Genomic DNA, 24385 nt, shown 5'->3' with positions numbered 1-24385 from the left:
GCGGGAATGACACACTGCAACACCACGAAGCTCCGGGTGGATCAGATCCTTGAGAAGACCTGCTCCTAACGGAGCTTCATCCCTACCGGACACGCCACCGCGGTGATCACTCCCGACGTCATGTCGATCTTGAAACGGCCGTGGACCCGCCAGCAAGGGAGAAAGCGGTCAAGTCGTACCAGGCTTGAAGGGATCAGAACTCTCTGACGAATCGTCTTGCGCGAGGTGGCTTTGCAGGCGTTCGTGCCGAAATTGATACACGGCGCCGACTTGACGAAGAACGCCGCGCCGGTGTGCGTCCTCCAGGAAATACAGCAGCCGCCAGGGTAAACGCCTCGTAACTGCTAGAACGAAGCGAGCAAGTGCAAACGAAGGCCATCGGGAGGCGCTCGAGATAACCAGGATGATAATAAACATTAGGCCATAGGTAAAAGAATGTCCGACAGTCCCGAGCGTTCCAAGAGCTACCGCCATGCCTGCCGCAGCAAGGATGGCCGCGATCAATACGTGACGATCACGCTTTAAGCCGGTCCGGGGCATGACGATCAGAAGGTCGCTACCCGAGGTGCCGAGCGCACCAACCAATCCGATCACCACGTAAAGAGGGTATCCGTAAAACATTCCGAAAGGTACTACAGTCGTCAGCCTCCACCCAAGGCCCAGTGCGGCAAATAGCACGGTCATGACCGCCGTGAAAAATGTCCCAGCAATGATCACCCTACCCAATTTCAGCAGCCCGAACTTGCTCACCTTACCGCCGACCGCAAGAGAGCTTCGACCTCGGACGATCCTAAGATAAAAGAATACGAAAAATCCGACGAATCCACCCGCAAGCATCGCGCCAAGGGGTGAGCTAATTGCGGCAGCCATCCCGGCAGCCATCCCCGCAACGATTGCACTACAGAGGCAGTCATGAGATCTGATGTAGCTGGAGAAGCGTAGCAACACTAGAATAACGGCAACCACGCACGCATAATATCCCTTAAACTCCTCAACCGGGCTTCCAATCGTAGCGACAATACTAACGGCAGCTAGCAGCGGCACCCAGAAGAAAATTCCGCCGCAGTCGATATGCGCAACAATAAAAAAGCCGAGTGCCATTCCCAATCCAGAGACAACGATATCCCGGACCCGCATTTCCCCAGTGATAACAAAAATCAAATCCAGCCAAAATGCAACGCCCGCAGCAATGCCGCCGATCGCCAGCATGTCTCGAAGCTTCGTCAGCGCCGTACACGCCCGCCCGCGCCTGGCATGCCCTCCGATCAATCTTCCACCCAGGCAACCGAACGCAAGGCAAGCCAGATACGAGCACGTCTCCCAGCCCTCGGCGAGGTAAGCAATTCCATCAGAGAGTTCATTGCTGATGAAACAAAGTCGATAGCCGAGCAACGCGACGGCTGCATAGGCGAGGCTGGCCACGAGCGACCAGTTGCCGATCAGATCCCTCAGGCTCCACCAGGTGATGTTCTGCTGTCCGCTGCGATCCAGATGTCGGGCCAGCACGCGCAGCCATCGCACTTCCTTTCCCGAGGGGTAGATTGCCGGGAGATATCCGGCAAGAAGATGTTGCTCCGTCTGCCGGATCGAGGAGTGCGAGGCCGTGTTGGCGAGATCCGTCGGATTGCGGGACGGCTGTCCATATGCCGCCCGAGCCAGGTAGGCGTTGAGCGGTGTGGCCAGCACCCGCCCGAGCGTGCCATCCGGCCGGGTGCGGATCTCGTCGGCGACCGCTGCCCACCGTCGACCGCCGTTGATCTGCCCCGCGGACAGGAATGCGATGACGTCCTCCGCGCGTGCGCCCTGGAGTTCGATTACGGCGGCGCGGGCCAACGGCATACCGCGGCTGCCGGTCGTCGCCTCGAAGTCGTCGGTGCGGCATGAGAGCACAAAGGCACCGCCGCCGCCGAATGTGGTGTTGAGGTGGTCGAAGACGTCGATACGCCGGGTCGGCGGGAGTTCGTCGAGGCCGTCGAGAAGCGGCAGGATCCGGCCATGCGCGACGAGCGTCTCGATAGTCGCGCGATTTCCGAGAGCAGGATAGTCCTCGATAAGGCGGCGGATCAGCCATCCGTTCAGGTGTTCTCCGGGCTGCCACGAGGGAAGTGCGAGCAGCACGGGGACGGGATCGTCGGTTTTCCGGAGGGCCAGGAGTTCAAGAGTGAGAATCAACAGCATCATCGACTTGCCGGCTCCGGGCGCGCCGAGTACTACGACCTGCCGCATGGGCAGCCGCGTCAAAACGTCGGCGAGATCGCGGACATCACCGGTCAGGTGCAGCCGGGTCGGCCGCCCCGGGACGACGTCACCCAGGATCTCGGCGGGTGTGGCACTGACCGGGCGTGCCGTGGACGCCCACCGGATCCGCAACGGCCTGGGCCGGTCGAGCATGCGCGCCGTGGCCTCCGCTGCCCATTGCCGCCTGACCAGCACCGCCAGCCGATCCTCCGGAGACACGGGTGGAACCGGCTTCCGGCCGACGAGCACGGCCAGCAGGCCGACCGCCAGTGACAGCGCGCCGACCATCAGCCCTGCCACGCTCGCAAGCTTGTCGCTGGTGTCGAGCCAATCGGCGGGCCCGGATGCGAGAAACACCAGTCCGGCCACCGGCACCAGCACAAGAAGGGACCCACCGATCCACCGACAGGCACGAGAAGCTACCAACACACTACTGATTGTCAGGCGACTCGGTCGGGGTAGCTCGCCCACACACCGCATCACGTCAGGAATTAGCACGTCAGAGGGGATCCACCGCATGGGAGCGCACATCTGCTCCGTTACCTTTCGATCAACTCCTTCGGGTACTTGGTCGCTCGTCCCGGTATGACTCTTTCCCCTGTCGTTGCGTGATCTCGGGGGCCAGGGCTATTGCATAGTCGGTTGAGGGGTATCTGAGCTGGGGTTTTGGTCGGGATTTAGCGGGATCCGGGGGTCCATGCAGGACGGGCGCGGCCCGTTGGTGATCATGAATTTGCGAAGACCATGATCGAGAACAGGACCGCACCCGCTGAGGCCATCAGCACTGACCGAGATCGTGCTGCCCTCACTGGCCCCCGGCCGCCCGTTGAGCTGCCCCGCGTTTCCGAGCTGTTCATCGGTGAGTTCCCGCAGCCAGCGCCGATGGCCGGTGAGCGAGTCACCGATGATCCGCTCCACCTCGCACAGCTCGATGATCCGCTCGGCCGGCAGGAGGTGGGCGCTCCCCGCCTCATCCGATGTGCAGACCATGCCGCAGACCGCGCCGGTCCGCAGATTCACCGCCGCACTGCCGGCTGTAGCCGGCGCCGACGGGCACTCCATATATGGGCGGCAGGCGCAGGCCGCCGTTCACGCCGCGCCGGGAGTCGCCCTGATAGGTGCAGGTGGCGGACTGGCCACCGCAGAACATACCGTCCGGATGGCCGAACACCCAGACCTCGTCACCGACCGTCACCTCCCGTGACAACAGGCCCTGATCATCGCCTGAATCCGCCTCATCGGCGGCGAGGAAGGCGAGGTCGGTACCTGCGCCGTCCCGGAAGTACCAGGCTGGTCTCGGCCGCAACCGCAGTTGACGTCCCGTGGCCACCTGCGTGGCGCCGACCTCCACGGGTAGCGTCTCCACCCGGTCGGCCAGGACGTGGGCGCACGTGGCGTCGACGCCCGGGGCGACGAAGAACCCGGTCCCGACGGTATCCGGACGGTCACGGGAGCCGGGCACGAGGAGCGCCACCGTGGCCCGCGCCAGCAGCCACGGTGCGATCTGTGCCTGCGTGTCGTGGAGAGCCTGCCTGACCGGCTGGACACCGTGTTCGGCCTTCTGCGAGTCGACGAAGGCGACCTTCATCGCGAGGGACGGTCCGTGAAGTCGGCTCGCGACGCGGTGCCAGCCCGTGAGGCTGGTCCGTTTTCCCGGGCCGTTTCCCGAGTGAAGTGGACCGCCAGCGAGGTGCCCGTGGTGCGGGTCCTTTTCCGTCGGCCTCTTCCCGAACCGTGCTTGTCGGTTTCCCTGACACACGGCTCTCCAGTGGTCAGTTCCGGAGGGATGCGCTACGCCAGTTCCGCTACGACCACGAACCGCGCACCCGCGAGCTCAGCGACCACGCCGCGGCGATCGGCGTACTGACGTTGGCCCCGCCTTCCACCAAGGCGGCGCGGTGAGCGCACCGGCCCGACTGACGGTGTCCTGCGTCAGCTACCTAGCCGCCATTCACACGATCAACGTCGTCGAGCACCCGAAACTCAACTACGGCGCCAGCATCGTCAGCCAGGACCACTACCTCGCCGCGGATGGCCCGTTGACCGCCGCAGCGCTACGCGCCTTCGGCCACGATGTTCGACTGGCCGCCAACCAGGTCGCCGACGACCCCGCCGGCCGGGCGGTCCGCGCCCGGCTCCACCAGTGGGACCTGCCGCTGCTGCCAGGGCCGCCGATCCCCGCCGCCACCCGCACCAACACCGTCATCTGCGACGCGGCCGGCAACCGCACCGGGCTGTTCGATCTCGCCGGCATCGCCGACGAACTCGCCAGCGTCGACATCGAGGCCGTGACCTCGGCCGACGTGGTCTACCTCGACGCCTACGAAGTCCTCGGCCAAGCCCCAGCGCCAATCCTGGACGCGGCGTTGCAAACGGGCATCCGCACCGTGATCAACCTCGGCGGTTCTCCGCTGCCGGACTGGCTGCGCGCAACGGTGCAGGCCCGGCGGCGGGCCGACATCCTGCAAACCAACGGCCCCGAACACGACCTGGACGCCGTGGACGCCCTGCTCCGGCGGCTCGCGGCGGCGAACCTGGCGGACCTGGTGATCGTCACCGCAGGACGACACGGCGCCTGGGCGCAATCAGCCGCTGGCCAGAGGTGGCGGGCCGCCGCCTTGGCGGTCGACGTCCGTCAGCCGCAGGGCGCCGGCGCGGCGTTCTCCGCCGGACTGATCCACACCTGGGACACCGGCCAGGCCATAGCCGCCCGGCTCCGCTTCGCCTGCGCGGCCGGCAGCCTGTGGTGCACGCGGGCCACCAGCGACCCGCTGCCCACCTACGCCGACGTCGCGGCGGCGCTCACACCGTGACGCGCGCCGACTCCAACGCCCCGGACAGCTTCGTCACGAACCGGCTCACCTGATCAGGGGCGAAGCAGTCGCCCACCCACCGATCAACGTCAACCAGCCGGACCCAGCGGGTACCGGAGAACTCGCGCAGGTCCGGCTGGATCGGCATGCCCTCCTGCCCCCGGATCACGTACCACAAGGTGACGTCGGTGTGCGCCATCGGATCGCCGTCGGCACCGACCCGGCTCTCAGTGACGAACAACGGCAGCGGCCCGATCGCCGGATGAAACTCGGCGGCCACCCCCAGTTCCTCGCTGGCTTCCCGCACCACAGTCACATCGGGTAGCTCGCCGTCGTTGTGGCCGCCGGCGAACACCCACCTGCCGGCCTTGACGTGATCAACCTGCATCACCGTGCCGCCAGCGTCGTCCAGGAGCGCGAAGAACACTGCAAGATGCCGCGGCGGGACCGCGCCATGCTCCCGAAACAGCGGCTCGCCCGAATCGATCCACTCCAGCACCGACGCCTGCGTAGAAGTCTCGATCGCATCGAGCGGGCGAATGCCCGCGACCAAATCCCGGATCGCGTCACGAAGGGCCTCGTCGACGACCATCCTCAACCTTTCGAGTCTCACCAATGAAACAGTGGCTCGCGCCGCGATAGAACCTACCGCGCTCCGAGCCGCGCTGGGTGATGCCACGGTGTCCGCGTTGAGGTGTCTGATCCCGTTGGAAGGACGCCGGTCCCTCCCGAGGGTTAGTCGCCGCCGTGTCGCAGGCCGGGCCGAACGGTGCCGCACTACGCTCGCGGCCGGCTGGCCCGCGCGTTCGTCCGCACCGGTGCACGGTCATCGGCCGCGTTCACACGGCGCGGAGGGCGCCCGGAGCGGCACGCCGTGCGCCAGCGCACGGCGTGGTGGTCGCGTTGTCGCCGGTTGGTGAAGGTAGCGGCGTCCGGTTGGTTCGCCCGGTCGCTTCAGACGATCTGAGCTGCTACGGCTGCGCGGGGTCGCGCTGCTGCTTTGTCGGCGCTACCTGACCCTCTCGGTTCGTTGCGGGGCCACGGCACCCACTGATCGCCGGTCGCACCGCAGGATGGCTAATTAGATGAACATCCTCGCGGTGTTCCGGCGAGTCACCGACGCGCTGCTCAGCAAGCGGCACACCGCCCCGGGCCCGCAGCCAGACACTCCTCCGCCTGCCACCCCTCGCGCTCGGTAAGGCGGTTACGCCGGGGCACCGGTAGCGCCCGAATTACTCGCCGGCTCGGCGCCGGCCGGCGAGCATCAGCGTGCCAAGAGGCGCCGGCACGGCACGCTAGGACGGTACGGGTACCGGCCGGCCGTGGTCGGCGCCATCGCGCGGCGTGAGTTCTCCTCGCAGAACAGGTGAGCTGCGATGGAGGTCGTCGAACACGCCGATGTTGTCGCTCCCGGGCCACAGTGATTCGGGGATCACGATGCCCAGGTAGGCGACGCCATGCCCTTTAGGCCAGGTCGGATCGACGGCGGTACCGTCGACGTCTACGCACCAGGCGTGCGCGGTCGGCAACGACCCGCTGTCCAGAGCGAATGACGCCATGCCCTCGGCGTAGCGCAGGCCATGCCGCCGGGCGGCCAGGGCGGCATTGCGAAAGCAGAACTGACCAGGCATCTTGAGCAGACCCGCAGGCAGCGGGCCGGGGGTGAATAGGCGGCCCTGCGCGAGCAGCAGATGCGCGGGAGTCGGGTACCGCCAGCCCTGCGGAGTCCGGTGAATCCCGTCGACGAGCCTGGTGTAGTCGCGCAGCGTGGTGACCAGGAGCCGATCGCCGCGGTGATCCGCGCACAATCAGCGTGGCTACGCACGCGAGGCCTACCGGACTGGGACGCCACCGCGGACGCCGTCGCGGCGCAGGCAGCCGATCCGGACATGCCGGTGTGGGTCCCGTCACGCGCCGCGGTGCCGAGGGGTGATCCGGTCGGCTCGGCGGTGGCGGTGACCGGGTGGCCGGCGTCGGCCCAGCCGATGACAGCCAGCCATCCAGGCAGTTGTGCGATCTAGTGGTCGCATCCCGCTCAGTCCTGCGCTTCGTCGTGCTGGACGTCGCGGCCATTGCCACCTGTCCTGCTGTGGTAGCCCGCGGCTTGCAGTGTGAAGAGTTCGGCGTACCGGCCGTCGGCGGCGACCAGCTCGGCGTGGGTGCCCTGTTCTTCGAGGCGCCCGTCGTGCAGGACGAAGATCCGGTCGGCGTGGATGACGTTGGCCAGCCGGTGGGTGATCAGGATCGTCGTGCGGGTGCCCTGCCGGCTGCGGATGGATTGAAACAGGGCGTCCTCCACGCGCGGATCCAAAGCCGACGACGGCTCGTCCATGATGAGCAGGTCCGCGTCCCGGTAGAAGCCACGGCTGGCGGTGATCCGTTGCCACTGCCCGCCGGACAGGTCTTGGCCGTCTTTGAAGGTGCGATCGAGCAGGGTTTCGTAGCCGTGCGGCAGGGTCAGGATCGTCTCGTGGGCGGCTGCCTGCCGTGCCGCCGCCTCGATGCGGTCCAGGCCCGGCTTGACGGACAGGTCACCCATCGCGATGTTGGCCGCTGCCGTGTACGGCCACCGGTGGTGCTCCTGCAGGACCACGGCCATCCGTGCACGCAGAGCGTCGGCGTCCCAGTCGGCCAGGGGCCGGTCGTTCCACTCGATCACCCCGTCGCTGGGTGTGCGCAGCGCGGCGATCATCGCGGCGAGCGTTGACTTGCCGGAGCCGTTCTCTCCGACGAACGCCACTGTCTGGCCGGCTTCGATCGTCAGGCTGACCTGGTCGACGGCGTTGTCGGCGCGGTCAGGGTAACGCAAGCAGGCACCGCGCACGGTCAGCCGCTCAAGCGCCTGCGGTGTCGGTCGCACTCCGGCGGGCGTCGGGGGGAGGTAGGCCGTGGCTCGCTGCAGGAAGCCGAGGTACTCCTTCAGGAACTGGCCCTGGGTGAACACCCGGTCGAGCTGGAAGGTCACCGCCGACAGGGCCCGCTGTGTGACCTGGACCGCGACGACGCAGGTCACCGACGCCGCCAGGGGGATCCGGCCGCCGGCCAGCAGCAGGCCCAGCAGCACCCACACGCCGGCTAGGCCGAGGCCGCTGATCACCGCGCCGACGCTGGTCGTGGTCGTGACCCGCCTGGCCAGGTTCAGGTCCACGTCGGTCTGGGCCTGCATCACCCGGTCGTACTGGCCCAGCAGGAACCCGCGCAGCCCGTAGCTGCGCAGCTCCGGCGCCGCGTCACGCTGAGCCATCTGCCGCTCGAGAACCCACAGCCTGCGCCGGCGCACCGACCCGGCCACGAACTCCTCGTACCGCAGATGCCCGGCCCGCAACGCCGCGTACCCGTTAGGCACCGTGGCGACCAGCAATGCGAACAGCAGCAGCGGGTTGATCACGATGATCGCCACCGCGACCGCGAGCAGATTCACCACCCCAGCGAACACATTCGCGCTCTCCTGCACCAGCGTGGCCGCGCTGTCCGGGCCGCGGCTCGCGCGTTCCATGTCATCGGAGAACGCGTCCTGGTCGAACGCCGCCAACTCGACCAGCGAGGTCGCCTCGAACAAGCGGCGCTCGGCGGTCTGCACGACCCGGGGCGTCAGGCCGTTCTGCGCGTAGCCCATCACGATGCCCAGCGCGCCGCGCACCATCGTCACCACGGCCAGCAGGATCAGCGCCGGCAACGCCGCGCGCACCCGATCCGCGGTCGGGGCAGCACTGAACAGCTCCACCAGAACGCGCTGCGTCGACAACAACCCGAACATCGACATGACCCCGGCCAGCAGGGTCACGGCCACCACCACGAGCGTGCGGGTGCGGTCCGCGCGCCAGCTGATCCCCATCGCCTCGCGGATCAGACCGGGTAGTTCGGCGAACACCCCGAGCACCCCGGTCTTCGCCCGTCGGCGGATGCCGACCTCCCAGTCGGCCGCGCGCAGCTCCGGTAACACCGACTCCATGTCCGCGGTACCTGACTGCCACGGAGTCCTGCCCTGCACTGATGTTTCGCGTGTTGGTGTGCTCACCCGTTCATCTCCTTGGTGGCCAGCCCGCAGATTGGCCCATCGGTGGAACGTTCGGCGCGGTCGACCACCATTACCGGCTGTCGAAGGTCCTCCTTCGGCGTGACGCGCACGGCTGGTCGCCGGGATGAGCGGTTCTGTGGCTCAGGCCGTGTCCGGATCGACGGCACCGTACGTCGAAGTGATGACGGCCGATCGCGGTGGTGCCGTGGCGCCGTGGCGGAACCGGGCCGTGTCGTCATGCCACTCATGGTGGTCGGCTGAATCGCCGTGATGGCGGGCGCGTTGTCCGGCACCCGGCAGGCTGGGCGCGGTACGTTCCTCCGCAGCTCAAGTCGCGACCTCGGGCTGCAGCACCGTTTGTGTGGGACATGACGCGCTCGGCGTTGCGGTGGCGGGCGGTGAGCTGCCGGTCGAGCACCGCGAGCCGGCGTAGTCCGATCGCCGCCAGCGGCGCGGCGAGCTTGTAGTTGCGCCGTGGCCGCGGCGGGTGTTGGCGGCCGTCGAATCCTGGGTGGTGCCGTTCACCGGTAGGTCTTGTCCGCGGTTGGGCGCGCAAGGCAGCGTGGGGCGTGATGGTGGCCGCGGGCGGCGCCAGGGTGTACACGCCCACGCTCCGTCGGCGACTGATGGCGCCCGGGTGACCTCGGTATCGCCACGATCAATGCTTGCTCCTCGTTTCGGGGACGCCCGCTGACCGGCGTCGAACTTGCATCCGGGGCGCGGGCACGCATGTGGCCGAGGACCGCGGAGGCCGGCTTGACGCTTAGGCGCGGCAGCTACCGGCTGACGCCTATCCGCCGGGAGCGCGGCGGCACCTGCCATGAGCCCTACCAGCTGTCGCATAGTACACATAGTGTCTTGCATCTTCTATGTATACTATGTGGAGCTGTTCGTCGGCGCAGCGGGCTCCAGAGCCAGTAGTCCGCAGCACGCACGCGGCGAACGTCCCGTACCGCAACCGATCCGCGCCAAACCAGGTATCGCCCCGGTCATAGCGCCGCACCGGCCAGCTCTTCGCCGAGAGCGGCGTCCGCCAGGTGGGAGCCGTCGCACATCTGCTCACCGGTCGCTGCCCTGATCAGAGGAAGGACACGCGCCGAGACATGCTACGCGCCAACACGCCGAGACCCGCCGACCAAAACGACACCACCTGGATAACCGGCTTATTCGCCTCGATCGTCCGGTGCAGCCCGGTCGTCGCCTGGGCGGCATCCAGCGCTGACAGGCGTGACGCGTGGACCGGCACGGCCTGCGTCCGCTCGTGGAGTACGCGCTGGCGTACGGCACGGTCGATGTGGTCGGCGAACACGGCGCCGCGGTCTGGACACCCTCCGCGCAGCCGCAGCCGCAGCCGCAGCCGCAGCCGCAGCCGCAACCGCAACCGCTGCCCCTGTCCGTGCAGGGCCGCGTCCCGCAGCAGCACAGTGTGCGGGGACACGCGCTCCTGCCATTGCTGCACGACGTGCTGGCCGCACGGCGGCCGCAGCCGCTCGCCGCGGCCGGGGCGTCGGCACCGCGTTCCTGGCGCACCCTCACCAGCGCTTGGACGCGCACGGCCGGTCCTCGCACCTGGAGGCGGCGCCCGGCCTGGTGGCGCTCCACCGGCGGGTCGGATGCGCCCTCACGGGGGCACCGATCCGGTCGCCCGGCACCGGCCCGGTACAGCACCTGACCGGCTGCCCGCCCGGCACCGCCCGGCAGCAGGCCCCGAACCCGACCACCCGCACCACAGTCCACCAGCCTGACCGCCCGTCATCGCTCGCGCCCTCCGAGGATTTCAGGAGTTCCCGACCACCATGACCGACAACGAGGTCGCCTCAGCACCCCCGACCGCCACGGCACAGCGTGCCACCACTCACCGCGACAAGGACCAGCCGCGCCCGCACCTGCTCGCGCCGGTGAGCCCGTTCCGGCATTTCCCTGGACCCACGCCGGTGCCATATCACCGGATCGGTCTTCCGGTGCGCTGGTGGCGCACGATCGCGGCAGCCGTAGCCATCATCGCCGTCGGCTACGTCGCTGTCCCGGACCTGCTCGACATCGCCGAACGGGCGCTGCCCCACCAGCAGCTCCCGGTCCTGGGCGGCGCGACGGCCCTGACGATCAGTCTCTTCGGCACCGCCATGTACCTGCCCGTGGTGCTGCTCGCCGCGCGGCGCATCGAGCGGCGCCGACCGGGCAACGTCTCCTCGGTCGCCGGCTGGCTGCGATGGCCGTGGCTCGGGTTGTGCCTGGGCGCCGCGCTGCTCTCCCAGGTCGTGTTCGTCGGCACGCTGATGGTGCTGGTGTGGGGGTTCCCGTCCGGCATACCCGCCGGTGCCGAAACCCCGCTCCCCGAACGCCAGGAGCCGTGGGCGCAGGTGCTGACCGGCGGGCTGATCATCCTGACCGTGACCGTGTTCCAGTGCGCGGCGGAGGAGTACCTGACCCGCGGCTGGCTGCTGCAAACGATCCGTGTCCCCTCCCCGTGGCCGGCGATCATCTTCCAGGCGGTCGCCTGGACCGCGCTGCACGGCAGCGGTCCCGGGCCGGGCAGCGCAGGACTGCTCGTCTACGGGCTCATGCTCGGCTGGCTGACCGTCCACACCGGCGGTCTCGAAGCCGCCATCGCCAAACACGTGGTCCACAACGGCACCGCCATCAGCTTGCAGATCCTCGTCGGTGGCCTGGCACCGCTGAGATCCTCGGTCCAGCCAGCCGAACAAGCCGCCGACTGGATCACACCCACCGCGTGGATGGCATCCACCGCCTTCTACATGGCGGTCGTCGCTGTCCTGACCAAGGCCGTCCACCAGTGGCGCGACCACAGCGGCCCGCCGGCATGGGCACCACCGGGCACAGCGGCCCGCACTGCCGCCCGGAACCTGCCCTCCGCCACCCCAGCGTGACCGGCGTCCGGGGACCGGACGACCGGTTGACCACCGGCTGCCCGCGGGCGGCGTCCGTGCCGCCCTGGCACGCACCGACACGAGAAGGGGAGAACTCATGCCGGGCAAGGCCCGTAGGCCCTGGCCCTGCGCATGCGCAAAGACCTTGCCGCCGTTATGGCGGCGGGCGTCTGCCGCGTCCGCGGCAGACGACACCGATTGGAAGGATCTGCACTTGAGGCACACAGTCTCCCGGGTACTTGCCGCGGCCGCGATGACGGCCGCGGCACTGTTGATCGGCCCCACGGCGATGGCCCCGGCCTCCGCCTCAGGCGGGAACCCGCAGCCGTTGATCGTCGGTGGCCGCCCAGCCACCCAGGTCTACCGCGGTGTCGGGTCGCTGCAGGTGCAGCGCGGCGTCGACGCGTCGTTCCACACCTGCGGCGTCACCCTCTGGACCCCATGGCACGCGATCACCACCGCGCACTGCGTGACCACCACCGACGGCCTGCCCAAGGACCCGTCCCGCTACAAGATCCAATGGAATGCGATCGACCGGCTCGCCGGGAAACCGGTGACCGGCGTAACCAAGATCGTCCCCCACGAGGACTGGGACTGGTTCCAGCCCGGCGGTAACCTCCACGCCGACCTCGCGGTGCTGTGGCTGGCGAACCCGGTCTACAGCGTGCCGAGCGTGCTCCCACCGATCGCGCGCTCGCAGCCGCCCACGGCTGGGCAGCGGGCACGAATCGTCGGCTGGGGCTACACGGCCTCGCCACCGCCCGACATCACCGCGCCGCGATACATGTCCGAGGCTGACCTGCGCATCGTCGACCCGGCCGAATGCGCGGCGGCCGACATCGACGCCGGAGAGATCTGCGTCGCCGACCCCGCTCGGCCCGGCGTCGCCGCCTGCAACGGCGACTCCGGCGGCCCCGCAATGACACGGTCCACGATCAGCAAGAGCATCTGGCACCTGATCGGCACCACGTCCCGCGAGACCACAGTCGGCTGCACCGGCCCGGTCGTCTACACCAGCGCCGTCTACTACCGGCCCTGGATCAACGACACCATCACCGGCCAGCACACCGACGTGCACCGCTCCACGCCGACCTCACCGGCCGGACTGCCGTCCTACCGGTGAATAGGCTGCGACACCACCTGCTGACCTGAGGCCACGCGATCAGCGGTGGGACCCGGCAATCCATGCCGGGTCCCACCTGCGGCCTCGATCACACGCTGAGGGCCGTCGAACGCGCGTCGCGCCTGGCCCCACCCGCTCCTACCGCCGCCGACGCGCGCCATACCGCCCGGACCGGGCGCGAACGCGGGCGTGGCGCGGCAACAGCGGGTACCTCACCCGCCCCTCGCCGCCCGCATCACCGCGGCCCGTACCGCACCGGCACCTGACCGGTCAGGGACCGCACCCGCCGCCGCCGAGGCCGGCAGGTAGGCACATGCAGCACCCCCCGGGAAGGACGCCCTTACCCATGCCGCAGCAAGACCCGGCAGACGCCGGCCGCCACAGAACATCGGCGCCGCTGTGGCTGCTGGTCGCCAGCGCCGCAGCCCTCGCCGTCATCGCCCGTGCGACGGCGCCGCAACCACCACGGGTACAGGCCAGGGCCACGCCGGATCGTACGGCGGTCAGGCAGGTCACGGCAGCGAGGGTGGCACCGGTTGCGGCGGTGGTCGTCGTGGCTGCGGCGGTCATCGCTCGCACGGCAGCACGCCGGTCACCGCGCGCGCAGCCCGGCGGCCCCGCGCGCGACCTCGCCGAGCCGAATCCCGCGGTACAGCGCCAACTCGAGTGGCTCACACCGAGGCTGACCGCCGTGCGAGCACAGAGCGCGCGGCCGGAGCAAAAAGCCGCAGTTCTCGGGACGCTCGTCGTGGCGACGCTGACCGGCGCGCTGGCCGTGGTGTTCCAGTACGGGCCGCCGACCCATCCCATCACCCGCGCCCTGGCCCTCCTCTGGGCGGCGCTGATCGGCCTCACCCTTTATCACCTCGGCCACGTCACGCAGGCCACCGTCGACACCGGCGTCGGCTTCCTCGCCGACGCGCTCCCTCCCACAGCACTGCTGCACCGAACGATCATGATGGCTGATGACCTGGTCGCGCAGCGGGACGAGACCGTCCAGGAGACCTCGCTGCTGTCGCTTGCCGACCGGGCAAAGTTCACGCGGTTCAACCGTGCGAAGACCGCCTTCTACCGCTCGCTGCTCGCCGCCACCGCGACCGCCGTCGCTACCGCGCTGGCCGGCCGCTGGTGACCACGCCCGAAAACCCCCCGCCACGACCGACCCACGGTTATGCGCCACGTCCGCGGCCGGTAACCGGGCAACGTATGTCCGCGATGGCGATGCTGTACGCGGTGGCGACAGCGGGCGCGGTGGGCGACGGCATCGCCATGATCGCGCTGCCGCTGGCCACCGCCGTGGCAACCCGCGACCCGGCCGCCACGGCCCTGGTCGGCGCCGCGGGGCTGCTGCCCGCCGTCGGGATACAGCCGCTGGCCGGCATGTGGGCCGACCGGTGGCCGGCCCGGCATCTCATGCAGATCGCGGCCGGCGTCCGGGCCGCCGCCCTGGCTGCGACAGCCGTGGCCGTGCTGGCCGGTCACGGCACCCCGCCGCTGCTGGCCATCACCGCCCTGATCACCGCCTCCGGCCGCGTCGTGCACGCGATCACCCTGCAGACCGCCGTCCCCCTCACCACCCGCAGCGGCCACGACGCGCGTGACCTGGCCAACGCCCGCGTCCACGCGATCGACATCGGCGGCAACCTGCTGGCCGGGCCGCTACTCGGCGCCGCCATTGTCGCCGCCGCGCCCGCCGCGGCGTTCGCGGCGGCCGCCGGCTGCTGCGCCGCGGCAGCCGGGCTGGCTACCGGGCTCCCCCGTCACCACGGCCCGGCCGACGGTGCGGTGCGCCAGCGGTGGGCGATGGTGGCCGGGCTACGGTGGCTGGCCCACCACCGGCTGCTGCGCACCACCACGCTGCTGGCCGGCGCCTCCACCGTCGCCTACAGCATCACCTGGCCGATCCTCCCGCTGTATGCCACCGGCCCGCTCGGTCTCAGCCCGGCCGAGGCCGGAGCCCTGATCGCCGCGTTCGCCGTCGGCGCGATCACCGCGACCCCACTAGCCCATCACGTCCGCACCCGGGCCGGTGACCGCGGCCTACTCCTCGGGGTCGGCGTCATCCAAGCCACCGCCTGGACGACGATGAGCCTGACCATCTCGACCGCGGTCACCGCCATAGCCCTGGCAGCGATCGGCGCCAGCGCCACCCTGGCCAACAACACCCTGACCAGCCTGCGCCAGACCCACGCACCACCGCTCCTGCTCGGCCGCGTCGTCGCCACGGGCCGGACCATCACCGCAGCCGCCGCACCCGCCGCCGCCCTCGCCGGCGGCACACTCGCCACCACCAGCCTCCGCACACCGCCACTGGCAAGCGCCGCGCTCCTCGCACTCGCCACCGCCGCCCTGGCCCCCGCTCTCCTCCGCACCCAACGGCCGCCAATCGAATAACACCGGCAGCGGTCGCTCCTTCGAGGACTTTCATTGCAGGACGAAACTGCTCGCCGTAAGTTTCGGCTCGCGCCCTGGCAGGGCCGGCGGACCACTGACCTAAACTCAAGACCGTTTGGTGGTCAATAGTCCTTTTTCGGCCGCTGGTGGGCCGGGTGCGAGATATGAAGAAGCTCCTGATAGGACATGGGATTGACTAGATCAACATGTTCCAACCAGGAGCTTCGGTGGCCGATTCTGCCATGGTGTCCGCCGGCGTGGTGCGACAGCCCGCTGATCAGCGGGAGGCGTTGCGGTCGGCGGTGATCGCCGGCCCGGCCGGGTTCGGCGTGCTGGACGAGCGGGTGACCGGCCGGTTGTGGCCGGTCCTGGCGGAGCCGGAACTGATCGAGCGGGCACAGGCCGAGGCCGGGCATGTCGATGGCCGCCGGCGGGTGCTGACCGGCGCGGTCACCGCGATGATCGTGCTCGGATTGTGCCTGTTCCGCCGGGAAAGCGTCGATGTGGTGACCGCCCGGGTTACCGCACCGATCCCGCGGGTCCGGGTAGAGGGCACCCCGAGCGGGCCGGCGGTGTCCAAGGCTCGCGCCCGGGTGCCGGCCGCGGTGTGGCAACGACTGTTCGCCGCCGCCGCAGCCGATATGCCGCCGGCGGGAACCGAGTCGTACGCGTTCGGTCTGCTGGCGACCGCGATCGACGGCACCGTGTTCGACCTGGCCGACACGGCCGCGATGCGCGAGCGGTTCACCACCCCGGCCGGAGGCCGGTTCCCGCAGGCCCGGATGGTCGCTCTGGTGACCTGCGGCAACCGATGGATCCAAGCGGCCCGGATCGGCTCGTCCGGTGTCAGCGAACAGGTCCTGGCCGACTCGCTGATCAGCGAGCTGCGGCCGGGCACGATCAACCTGGCCGATCGCGGGTTCTTCTCGATGGACCGCTGGGTCCGCGCGTCCACGACCGGAGCGCACCTGGTGTGGCGGGTCAAGAACGGCGCCCGGAGCCTGCCCGCCCGCCTGGACAAGACACTGCCCGACGCCTCCGCCCGGGTGATGCTGCACGAGTCCGACCAGATGCTCGCCCGGCGCCGCAAAACCTGCGGCGACAAGAGCCTGCCCCGGCTGCAACCAGTACTCACCCGGCTGGTCGAGTTCACCGTGACCAGCCGCGACCGCAGCGGCCGACCGATCAAGACCAGCCGGTATCGGGTGTTGACCACCCTGCTCGACCACCACCGCTACCCCGCCGATCAGATCGCCGCACTGTATGCCGAACGCTGGCAGATCGAACTGACCTACGCACGATTGAAGGTCACGCTCCGCGAGCCCGGCACCCGCCTGCGCGGGCAGGCCCCAGAACTGGCCTACCAGGAACTCTGGGCCCTGCTCACGGTCTACAACGCCCTCGTACGCCTCGCCGTTACCACCGCAACCGATCTGAACATCGACCCAGACGCGATCAGCTTCACCGCCGTACTCGCCCTGACCCGCAACCTGCTCGCCGCCGACCGCGGCCCCTGCGTCAACTGCGGACACCACGATCCCCACCCGGCCACCGCACTGGTCGCCGCTATCGCCAGCCAGCCCCTCACACGCCACCACCGACAACGCAGCGGACCACGAACACCCGCTCAACGTGAAACAGAACGTACCCGCAACGTCACGTACGAGATAACCATCAACCCGCCAGAACTACCCACAACCACCAAAACGGCCAAAGTTTAGGTCAGTGGTGTCGATGCTGTGATGGGCGATCGGGGTGTCGGCCCAGGGCAGGGCGTTGATCGCGTCGAACAGTGCCTGTCGGTTCTCTTCCACCGGCAGGACGAACTGGCCGCCGCAGGAGTGGATCAGGTTGCCGGTGGCCTTGACGGTGTGTAACGCATCTGCGGTCACGGTGAGCCCGCGCAGGTCAAGGGTTTCCGGCATGGCCTGGGCGGTGGCCGATTCGCTGCCCTTGGCACCGTCGGTCGGTGCCTGAGCGACGATGACGGCAGCCGTGGCGGGTTGTGCCGGGCCGGCGAGAGCGGACAGCAGATGCAGTTGACCGCCGTCAGCATCGACGGCGCCGCGGACGGTTTTGCCGTCCAGGCGTAGCTGCATTCCTGTCCCCGTTGCCGCGGACGTCTGGGTGGTGGTCCATTCGGCGATCATGGCGTCGAGAACATCCGCGTCGGTGTCGGTGCAGACCCGCCAGATCGTCGAGCGTGACGGGCGCCCTGCCGGACGGGCGGAGGCCCGTAGATACAGGCTCGCGACGACCTCTGCCGGGACGTCCTCGACCGAGCCCGCCATCGCGGTGTAGCCCTTCGACCCGGCCACCGTCGCCAGCGCGAGAACGACCGCGACCGGATGATCCCGGCCCCTGCGACGACCGGCCGTCATCGACTGCCAGCATCAACTCCAGCAGACCATGACACGAATGCGTGAACGACCCATCCCCGCCCGGCGGCACACACGACGGATCGACAGCGGGAATGACACACTGCAACACCACGAAGCTCCGGGTGGATCAGATCCTTGAGAAGACCTGCTCCTAACCTCGGTCTTTCACTTAGATGTCAATCCATAGCCGTTGCTCGATGAGTCTGGTTTGCCCGTTTGTCGATATTTTGGGGGCATGTTGAGGGCCCGGCGCTTGGCCGGGTTCCTCCGTGTTGCTGGTCGTGGCGTGGGCTGCGGGTCAGCCGGTGGGTCGGGGTAGTGCGGCGAGGCGGCTGAATGCGCTGGTCAGGGCGTCGGTCCAGGGCCAGTCGGCGGCGATGGCGAGGCGGGTCCGGCGGGCGGTGCGGGTGAGTCGGGCGGCGACGTGTAGCAGCCGGTAGCGCAGTTTCTTGGGTTCGGCGGTGGCGAGGTCGCCGTCGAGGAGGAGGGTGCGGGTCCAGGCGAGGAGGTCGATGCCGGTCAGGGCGAGTTCGAGCCAGGCCTGGTTGATCGCAAAATGGCGGGACGGGAATCGGCCGAAGCCGGTGTTCTTCCCGGTCCGGATGCGGTCCTCGACCCGGGCGTGGGCGCGGTGGCGGGCTTCCAGGTGCTGGATGCTGCCGTTGCCGGGTGGGGTATCGGTGGCGACCATCTGATGCCGCCAGCCTTCGATGGTGTCGAACAGTGACAGTTGGGCGCCGGGGTGTGGGCGTTCCCGGCGGACGATGAAGCGGGTGCCGTCCGGCCAGCCGGTGGTGTCGAGCAGGCCGGTGATCTCGCAGACCTCGGCGTGGTCGCGCAGGTCACCGTCGGTGTCGATGGCCGGGACCCAGTCGGTCGCGGCCAGGATCGCTTCCCGGACGGGTGCGGTGATCGCGGCGCCGACGCTGAACCGGATGTCGTGGTGCTGCTCCCGCAGCGACCGGATGTGGGCCAGGAAGCCGTGCGTGGACCCGGCCGCGTCCGAGCGCAGCAGGAGCGGGGTCCCATGCCGGACGGCGTCGGGGATCTGGGCGAGGGCCTGGTCCAGGACGGTGATGTGATCGGCGGTCGTGTTCGACCCGGCCCGGCCCTCCCGCAGCAGACCGGCGAGGGCTTCACCGGTGTTGTCCAGGAAACACAGCAGCGGATGGAACCCGAACGTCTTCTTCCAGGTCCGGGTCGCCGACTCCTTCTCCGAGTGACAGGCCACGATGGTCGCGTCGATGTCGAGGACCAACCCGTCGACCTGCCGGCCGGCGACCGCCGGTTGGGGCAGGTCACCGCGGGCCTCGGCGTGCTGGGCCCAGGCGACCTCGCGGGCCTGGGCGCGGGCGGCCCGGAGCACGGCCAGGGCCGGCTCGTCGAGTCGGGACAGCAGCCGCCACGCGGTCGGGTCGGACGCGACCGGCCCGAACAGCCCCTGCTGGTCCCGCAGCACCGCCAGGTCCGCGATGGCCTTCCCGCCGTCGGCGAGCATCACCGCGAGGTCGACGGCTATCCGGCCCGGGTCATGCCCGCGCTGCCGCTGCCGCAGCCCGGCGAGGGCATCACTGAACGCGCTGGTCAGACCGGTCGCGTCGGCCAGGTCGGTGAGCAGCCGGGTGCCGGCGTGACCGACCACGCCCCGCCCGCCGCCGGTCACCATGATCTTCGGACGTGTTGCGGTAGTCTGCACCCTGCAAGTGCCTTTCGTGACAGGAACTTTTGGACCCTCGACAAGTCCTATTTTCCCTGATCGGAAGGCACTTCTTCGTTTTTGTCCAGTCCTTGGACAGGCCCTTAACGAAGGGCCGAGGCTAGATGGGTTTGCTCCTGCGCAGAACCTGCACAGGAGGATACGACTCGCCAAGGAGATTATTTCGGCACGACAATTCTGCATGGATAGACCTGCGTACTGTCACCGATAACGAGCCCACGCTGCAGAGGCGTTTCCGTCGAGATACGTGCGCAACCGGCGGGCCAGGGTGTTCGCCACCTCCGGCCGCCCGGCGAGGTTGTCAAGCACGCTGGTGGTCAGTTGCAGATCACGGATTTCGCGCAGCAAGGGCCAGGCCTGCGCCGTGCGGAGATCATAGTTGTATGCGGCGACGAACTGCTCATAAAGGGCTAGCGCGTCGCTGAAGCGGGTAACACCGTGAGCGAGAGGGACAAGGTCCCATTCTCGGGGGCCGATCGCCAGTGAATCGAAGTCGCATAGCCTATCTGCGAGCAGATTTCCCACGTGCGCGTCGCCGTGGATCACTCCTGGTGCGAGGTCCCATCGTGTGGCAGGCAGCTTTCGTTCAAGGTCGTCGGCGCGGGCCTGCAGGTGAGCGATGAGGTCGTCGAGCGGCATTCCGACTTGGAGGGCCGACCATATACGGGTTGCGGCTAACTCCTTAGCAGGCAGGGTGAGAGTCCGGGCTAGGCGCCGCCGGGCGTTTGCAACTGGGGACCAGCGGGGCAGGAAAGTTGGAAATTCGATGATCGCGTGAAGTGCGGTAAGAGGTGCAGCGAGGTCGACCGGCTCGGGCCTGCCAGGCGGATGCGGCTGGTAGCGCCAGACGGTGGCAACCCAGTCTTCGACGGCGATTGGCTGGGAGATGTAACTGTCGAGTTCGATGCTGGGTACGTGGTACTGGTGCAGCAGGGCAGTGCCGGCCACGACGGTGGCGGCGCGTCGGAGGGCGGCTTCTCCTCGTGCGAGGCGCACGACGCTGTCGCCGATGCGGTACACGGCGTTGATCGTGAACCGCATGAGGTGCGCTTCACCGTCGGGCAGGCCAGCGTGTCGCCGGACGAGGTTCAGACCGCGGGTGAGTTCGTCGGAGACTTCGGCCGTCAGCGTGGTCGACACGGACCGATGGTACTCATGCCTCAGCCAGAGTCGATCTACGGGATGATGATGACCTAGTCACGGACACCGTCTGACTCTCCACCAAACCCGGGCTTGACGGGTGGTCTCGGCAATCTTGAACGCCTTGCCTGGGATGGCCACCGGAGATCATTCTTCCCGGGGCCTGACTATAGATACGTGCGCCTGACCCACATGCCGCGCAGGGCACTCCCGCCATGAAAACCGCATGTACCTGCCATGCGCGCGGCGTCGGAGAAGCCGTGGCCGAACTTGAGGGGACGGCAAGCGTCGCTACCGAACGTGACGGCGTCACCGTCTTCGCCACACCACCAGGCCAGGATGACGGAGTTCATCGGGAGGCGGCTGTTGACCTCTAGCGCCCGTCCGGAGCTCGCCGTTAGCCGCAAGGCGTGGCGAAATTCGTCCTCGACCAGAGTGAAGCCGAAGGGGACGGCCACTTTCGCAGACCAGTAGCGGAGCGAGTAATCGATGCGAGCTAGGATGGCGAAGACCTCGCTGGTGGAAATAATCGTGGCGATTCCCGCGAGGTAATCGCCACGACATCGTAAACGGCTCGGCGCGAGTAAAGGCTCCATGGCCCGGCGAATGTTTCCTCGCTGGGCAAGGTGCGAAAGAACCGAGCAATCGATCGAAACGTCCGGCGGCCCGGATCTGGTCGATTTGGCGGCGCTGGCAATGCGGCCCTCTCAGCTCTAATCCACTCAGGATGTACAACTGAGGGAAGCGATCCCGACACCGTTCGACCTCTGCCAAGTATCCGACGGCGCCAAACGGCGGCGGCGTCATGACACCTCCGGGCCCGGCGATAACTATGACTTCGGCAGTGAACGGCGATTCTCTGCATCCAATCGCCACACGGTGCGATTCAGATGTTCGGTGAAGGCGACCCCGAGCAACCCAAGGGCAACGACTTGATCGCACGTTTGTTCCATGTTCCCGGTGCGGTGTCCCACGACCACTCGCTGCGCACATGGCCGTCCGCAGGCAGAAGCATCTCGGGGACTCACCTCCACGGTCAGTGCCGAGCCGTGAGCCGGATCCGTAGCTACCCCAGTTTCGCCTGACAACCTCTACCTCTGTCGGGAACGCATCCTGGCTGATGCCGAGCGGAATCAGCCCGCCCGCGCCAGGTCGTGAGCAGAACCGGCGGCGGCCGGTCACGCACCCGCCGTCGTCATCATCGCCTCGCGGCCAGCTTTCAGCACGACCACGCCGATGCCCCGCAACTGCTGGAGTAGTTGGTTCAGCACCGGCCGTGCGTCCCTCGGATCGGGGTGGAGCAGCGGCAGTGCTGCCAAACGTTCGACGAGTTTCTCGGCCCAGAGGTTCTGGTTGGGCCCGGCGTGCGGCAGTAACGGCCGCTCGAACTCCTGCTGCCAGGTCAGCGGCATCGCGCGATCGCTTGACCAGCGCACCCGCTCGAGGGTGTAGCTCATCAACTGCCGAGCGCAGGCCACATCCATGCCGCGATGCGTCCACCCGAAATCCGGGTTGTCCGGGTCGTCGATACGCAAACCCAGCGCCTCGGCGTCCTGCCAGACCGGCATCGTCTCGTCCATCAGCGAGAACACGTTCAGCAGAAACTGTCCCCGGTAATCGTGTACGAGATAGTCGTGGGTCAGCCGGTACTGTTCCGACGTCTCTCCCGGATAGCCGACCATGAACGCGGCACGGAAGTCCAGCCCACCGGCGGTCATCAGCTCCGCGGCTCGGCGGTTCGCGCCCGCGGTCACCTGCTTGTGCATCAGGGTGAGTACATCGTCGCTCATCGACTCGAACCCAAACGACAGCCGGGTACAGTGGCTGGCCAGCAGTTGTTCCACGGTGACCGCCGTTTTGATCACGTTGGCCCGAGAGAATGCCTCCCAGGTCACGCCGGAGCCAGGCAGCAGGTCGAACAGCTCGCGCATACGTCGCGGCGGGACGGTGAACGTCGAGTCGTATGCCTGGATGTGTCCGGTGCCGTGCTCTCGGGCGTAGACGCGCCAATCACTGCTGATCTTGTCGGCGGACTTGTACCGCCACTGCGGGCTGGCGAACGGGAACGAGCAGAATTTGCAGCTGAACGGGCAGCCGCGCATCGATTCGTAGGGCACGACCGGTCGCAGCCCGGGCAGGACCGGGGATGGATGAGCGTCGAGGTCGACGTACGCGAAGGTGTTGCGCGCCAGGGTGTCGCCGCCGCGGAAGATCAGATTCGGTACCGACCGGAAATCGCCGAGGCCGGCGACCGCGTCGACCAGAGCCGGGACGGCGGCTTCACCGTCCCCGCGCACGATGCCGAACACTTCCGGAAAGCCGGACAGGATTTCATCGACCTTCAGGTTGCTGTACTGGCCTCCGAGCACGATCGGCGCGTCGGGGTGAGCCTGCCGGATCGCGGTTAGCAGCAGCGCCAGTGATGACCGGTTCCAGATGAACGTGGTCGACAACAGCACCAGATCGCACTCGGGGGTTTTCGGCAGGGTGCCGCTCGGCCACACTTGCGGCAGCGGGACCAGCGTGTAGTTGATGTGGTGTGCGGTGAGAACTGACTCCAGCGTCCAGGTGGTCAGGTGGAGGTAGGCGCCCGGATCACCGGTGTGCATCCGGCGCAGCAGCGGCCGTGGCCCTTGCGGCCCCTGGTAGTGCAGATCGTCGAGGGCGAGCCCGTGGAAGTAGTCACGGCTCAGCTGGTCGGCGCAGTCCGGGTCGAGCAGGGTTCCGGTCATGCTGCTGGCCGCGTAGTAGGTCGGGCCTAGGCCGGACAGCAGCAGGACATGCGGGGTGCGGGACATGGGGGTTCTCCTCGGTTGGGGACCGGGTCCGCGGCGCTTGGGGTCAGGGCCGGTCGACGGCGTCGAGCACCGGGGCGGGTGGCAGGCCGAACATCGACCCGCTGTGCCTAGCCAGGCTCGCCGCGTCGAACCCCTCCGGATCCCCGGCGTACGGGGCGACCGGGCGGTCCAGCGGCGGGTTGACCAGCAGCAGCACCGTGGTCCGCCGTGGCAGGTGATAGTTGCGGACCTGGTGGTACAGCGGCGGGATCTGCCGGTCGGTCATGGCGGTCAGCACGCTGCCAGGCATCACCAGCAGCGTTCCCGGCTCCCGGTTGCAGGTGCACATCTGACCGTCGATCTCCAGTTCCAGGCCGGGGCCGTCGGAGGTCGCCAGGGTGAACAGGTGACCGTCCTCGTGGCGGTCCTGCAGCAGGTCACGTTCGGAGTCCGGCAGATACCAGTTGATCTCCAAGTAGGAGGAGGTGCGGAACGGCAGCGGCTCGGTGCGGCCGTAGTGGCCGGCCAGGTCGGCCAGGACAGTCTCGGCGGTCTCGGTGACGACCTCCCAGTAGGTGTGCAGGGCGCGCAGGAAGCCGGTGACGGTGGGCGCCCGGTGCTGCGGCACCGTGGCCGGGTCGCCGGCCCAGTAAGTGAAGGACGCGTTCTCGTCCGGCCGATCGGGAGTGACGGAATACTGACGGCCGTACGGCCGGTAGCCGAAGTTGAAGTCGGCGCTGCCGTGGGCGAGTTTGACGTCTTCGGCCTGGCTGAAGAACCGCTGCGCTTCGGCGTACACGTCGTCGAGCGCCGCTGCAGCCGGCCGCGACAGCGGCACGGTGCAGCGTCCTTCGTGCAGCAACTCGGCGGTCGTGGTGCCCGTAGGGGACATGGGT

At 68.3% G+C, this 24385-nt stretch carries 19 protein-coding genes; 6 read left to right on the top strand and 13 right to left on the bottom strand.

From position 1 onward, the window contains the following. Positions 1-168: 168 nt before the first annotated feature. The 3 genes from J2S43_RS05115 to J2S43_RS05105 form a co-directional block, all read right to left on the bottom strand. Positions 169-2607, bottom strand: coding sequence for an NACHT domain-containing protein (locus tag J2S43_RS05115; RefSeq protein ID WP_306827391.1), 2439 nt, complete (start codon positions 2605-2607; stop codon positions 169-171). A 258-nt stretch (positions 2608-2865) separates the two neighbouring features. Further along, entirely contained in the window at positions 2866-3228 is a 363-nt protein-coding gene (locus J2S43_RS05110) for a hypothetical protein (protein WP_306827390.1), read from the bottom strand. After that, the gene (locus tag J2S43_RS05105) at positions 3209-3826 is read right to left on the bottom strand and encodes a S1 family peptidase (protein ID WP_306827389.1); all 618 of its coding nucleotides are present in this window, start codon (positions 3824-3826) and stop codon (positions 3209-3211) included. Before J2S43_RS05105 ends, J2S43_RS05110 begins: the two co-directional genes overlap by 20 nt. Before the next feature lie 310 nt (positions 3827-4136). On the opposite strand from J2S43_RS05105, the gene J2S43_RS05100 reads away from it, so the two are divergent. Next, positions 4137-5051 carry a carbohydrate kinase family protein gene (locus tag J2S43_RS05100; RefSeq protein WP_306827388.1) on the top strand — a complete coding sequence of 305 codons (915 nt, stop codon included), beginning with the start codon at positions 4137-4139 and terminating at the stop codon, positions 5049-5051. On the opposite strand, the gene J2S43_RS05095 is transcribed toward J2S43_RS05100, so the two are convergent. The 4 genes from J2S43_RS05095 to J2S43_RS05080 form a co-directional block, all read right to left on the bottom strand. Continuing rightward, positions 5041-5643, bottom strand: coding sequence for an NUDIX domain-containing protein (locus J2S43_RS05095; RefSeq protein ID WP_306827387.1), 603 nt, complete (start codon positions 5641-5643; stop codon positions 5041-5043). The two genes, J2S43_RS05100 and J2S43_RS05095, sit on opposite strands and share 11 nt — an antisense overlap. A gap of 703 nt (positions 5644-6346) precedes the next feature. Beyond that, on the bottom strand, positions 6347-6859 hold the full coding sequence (locus J2S43_RS05090) for a hypothetical protein (protein WP_306827386.1): 513 nt from the start codon (positions 6857-6859) through the stop codon (positions 6347-6349). Between the two features lie 227 nt (positions 6860-7086). Beyond that, the gene (locus tag J2S43_RS05085; RefSeq protein WP_306827385.1) at positions 7087-9003 is read right to left on the bottom strand and encodes an ABC transporter ATP-binding protein; all 1917 of its coding nucleotides are present in this window, start codon (positions 9001-9003) and stop codon (positions 7087-7089) included. A gap of 1144 nt (positions 9004-10147) precedes the next feature. After that, positions 10148-10528, bottom strand: a complete 381-nt coding sequence (locus J2S43_RS05080; RefSeq protein WP_306827384.1) for a hypothetical protein — start codon at positions 10526-10528, stop codon at positions 10148-10150. 337 nt (positions 10529-10865) lie between these two features. On the opposite strand from J2S43_RS05080, the gene J2S43_RS05075 reads away from it, so the two are divergent. From J2S43_RS05075 to J2S43_RS05055, 5 genes are all read left to right on the top strand, one after another. Next, complete coding sequence (locus tag J2S43_RS05075) at positions 10866-11957, top strand: CPBP family intramembrane glutamic endopeptidase (protein ID WP_306827383.1); 1092 nt, start codon at positions 10866-10868, stop codon at positions 11955-11957. A 214-nt stretch (positions 11958-12171) separates the two neighbouring features. Further along, complete coding sequence (locus J2S43_RS05070; protein ID WP_306827382.1) at positions 12172-13080, top strand: S1 family peptidase; 909 nt, start codon at positions 12172-12174, stop codon at positions 13078-13080. A gap of 346 nt (positions 13081-13426) precedes the next feature. Next, positions 13427-14212 (top strand): hypothetical protein, encoded by a 786-nt coding sequence (locus J2S43_RS05065; protein ID WP_306827381.1) that lies wholly within the window; start codon positions 13427-13429, stop codon positions 14210-14212. Between the two features lie 83 nt (positions 14213-14295). Next, positions 14296-15474 (top strand): MFS transporter, encoded by a 1179-nt coding sequence (locus J2S43_RS05060; RefSeq protein WP_306827380.1) that lies wholly within the window; start codon positions 14296-14298, stop codon positions 15472-15474. Positions 15475-15701: 227 nt separating this feature from the next. Then, the gene (locus J2S43_RS05055; protein WP_306827308.1) at positions 15702-17195 is read left to right on the top strand and encodes an IS4 family transposase; all 1494 of its coding nucleotides are present in this window, start codon (positions 15702-15704) and stop codon (positions 17193-17195) included. Here the strand turns inward: J2S43_RS05055 and J2S43_RS05050 are convergent. The 6 genes from J2S43_RS05050 to J2S43_RS05025 form a co-directional block, all read right to left on the bottom strand. After that, complete coding sequence (locus J2S43_RS05050) at positions 17163-17855, bottom strand: ISAs1 family transposase (RefSeq protein WP_306827379.1); 693 nt, start codon at positions 17853-17855, stop codon at positions 17163-17165. The two genes, J2S43_RS05055 and J2S43_RS05050, sit on opposite strands and share 33 nt — an antisense overlap. A 298-nt stretch (positions 17856-18153) precedes the next feature. After that, positions 18154-19551 (bottom strand): IS1380 family transposase, encoded by a 1398-nt coding sequence (locus J2S43_RS05045; protein ID WP_306827326.1) that lies wholly within the window; start codon positions 19549-19551, stop codon positions 18154-18156. A gap of 222 nt (positions 19552-19773) precedes the next feature. Then, positions 19774-20712, bottom strand: a complete 939-nt coding sequence (locus J2S43_RS05040) for a phosphotransferase (RefSeq protein WP_306827378.1) — start codon at positions 20710-20712, stop codon at positions 19774-19776. Between the two features lie 167 nt (positions 20713-20879). Beyond that, a complete protein-coding gene (locus tag J2S43_RS05035) occupies positions 20880-21308 on the bottom strand; it encodes a PHP domain-containing protein (RefSeq protein WP_306827377.1) in 429 nt (142 codons plus the stop codon). A 582-nt stretch (positions 21309-21890) separates the two neighbouring features. After that, positions 21891-23510 (bottom strand): B12-binding domain-containing radical SAM protein, encoded by a 1620-nt coding sequence (locus J2S43_RS05030; RefSeq protein ID WP_306827376.1) that lies wholly within the window; start codon positions 23508-23510, stop codon positions 21891-21893. A gap of 43 nt (positions 23511-23553) precedes the next feature. Next, entirely contained in the window at positions 23554-24381 is an 828-nt protein-coding gene (locus tag J2S43_RS05025) for a 2OG-Fe(II) oxygenase family protein (RefSeq protein ID WP_306827375.1), read from the bottom strand. Positions 24382-24385: the final 4 nt, after the last annotated feature.

Origin of the sequence: Catenuloplanes nepalensis (genome assembly GCF_030811575.1) — a bacterium.
Lineage (GTDB): Bacteria > Actinomycetota > Actinomycetes > Mycobacteriales > Micromonosporaceae > Catenuloplanes > Catenuloplanes nepalensis.
The sequence above is the reverse complement of the archived record's forward strand: the minus strand, read 5'-3'. Positions and strand labels throughout refer to the sequence as shown.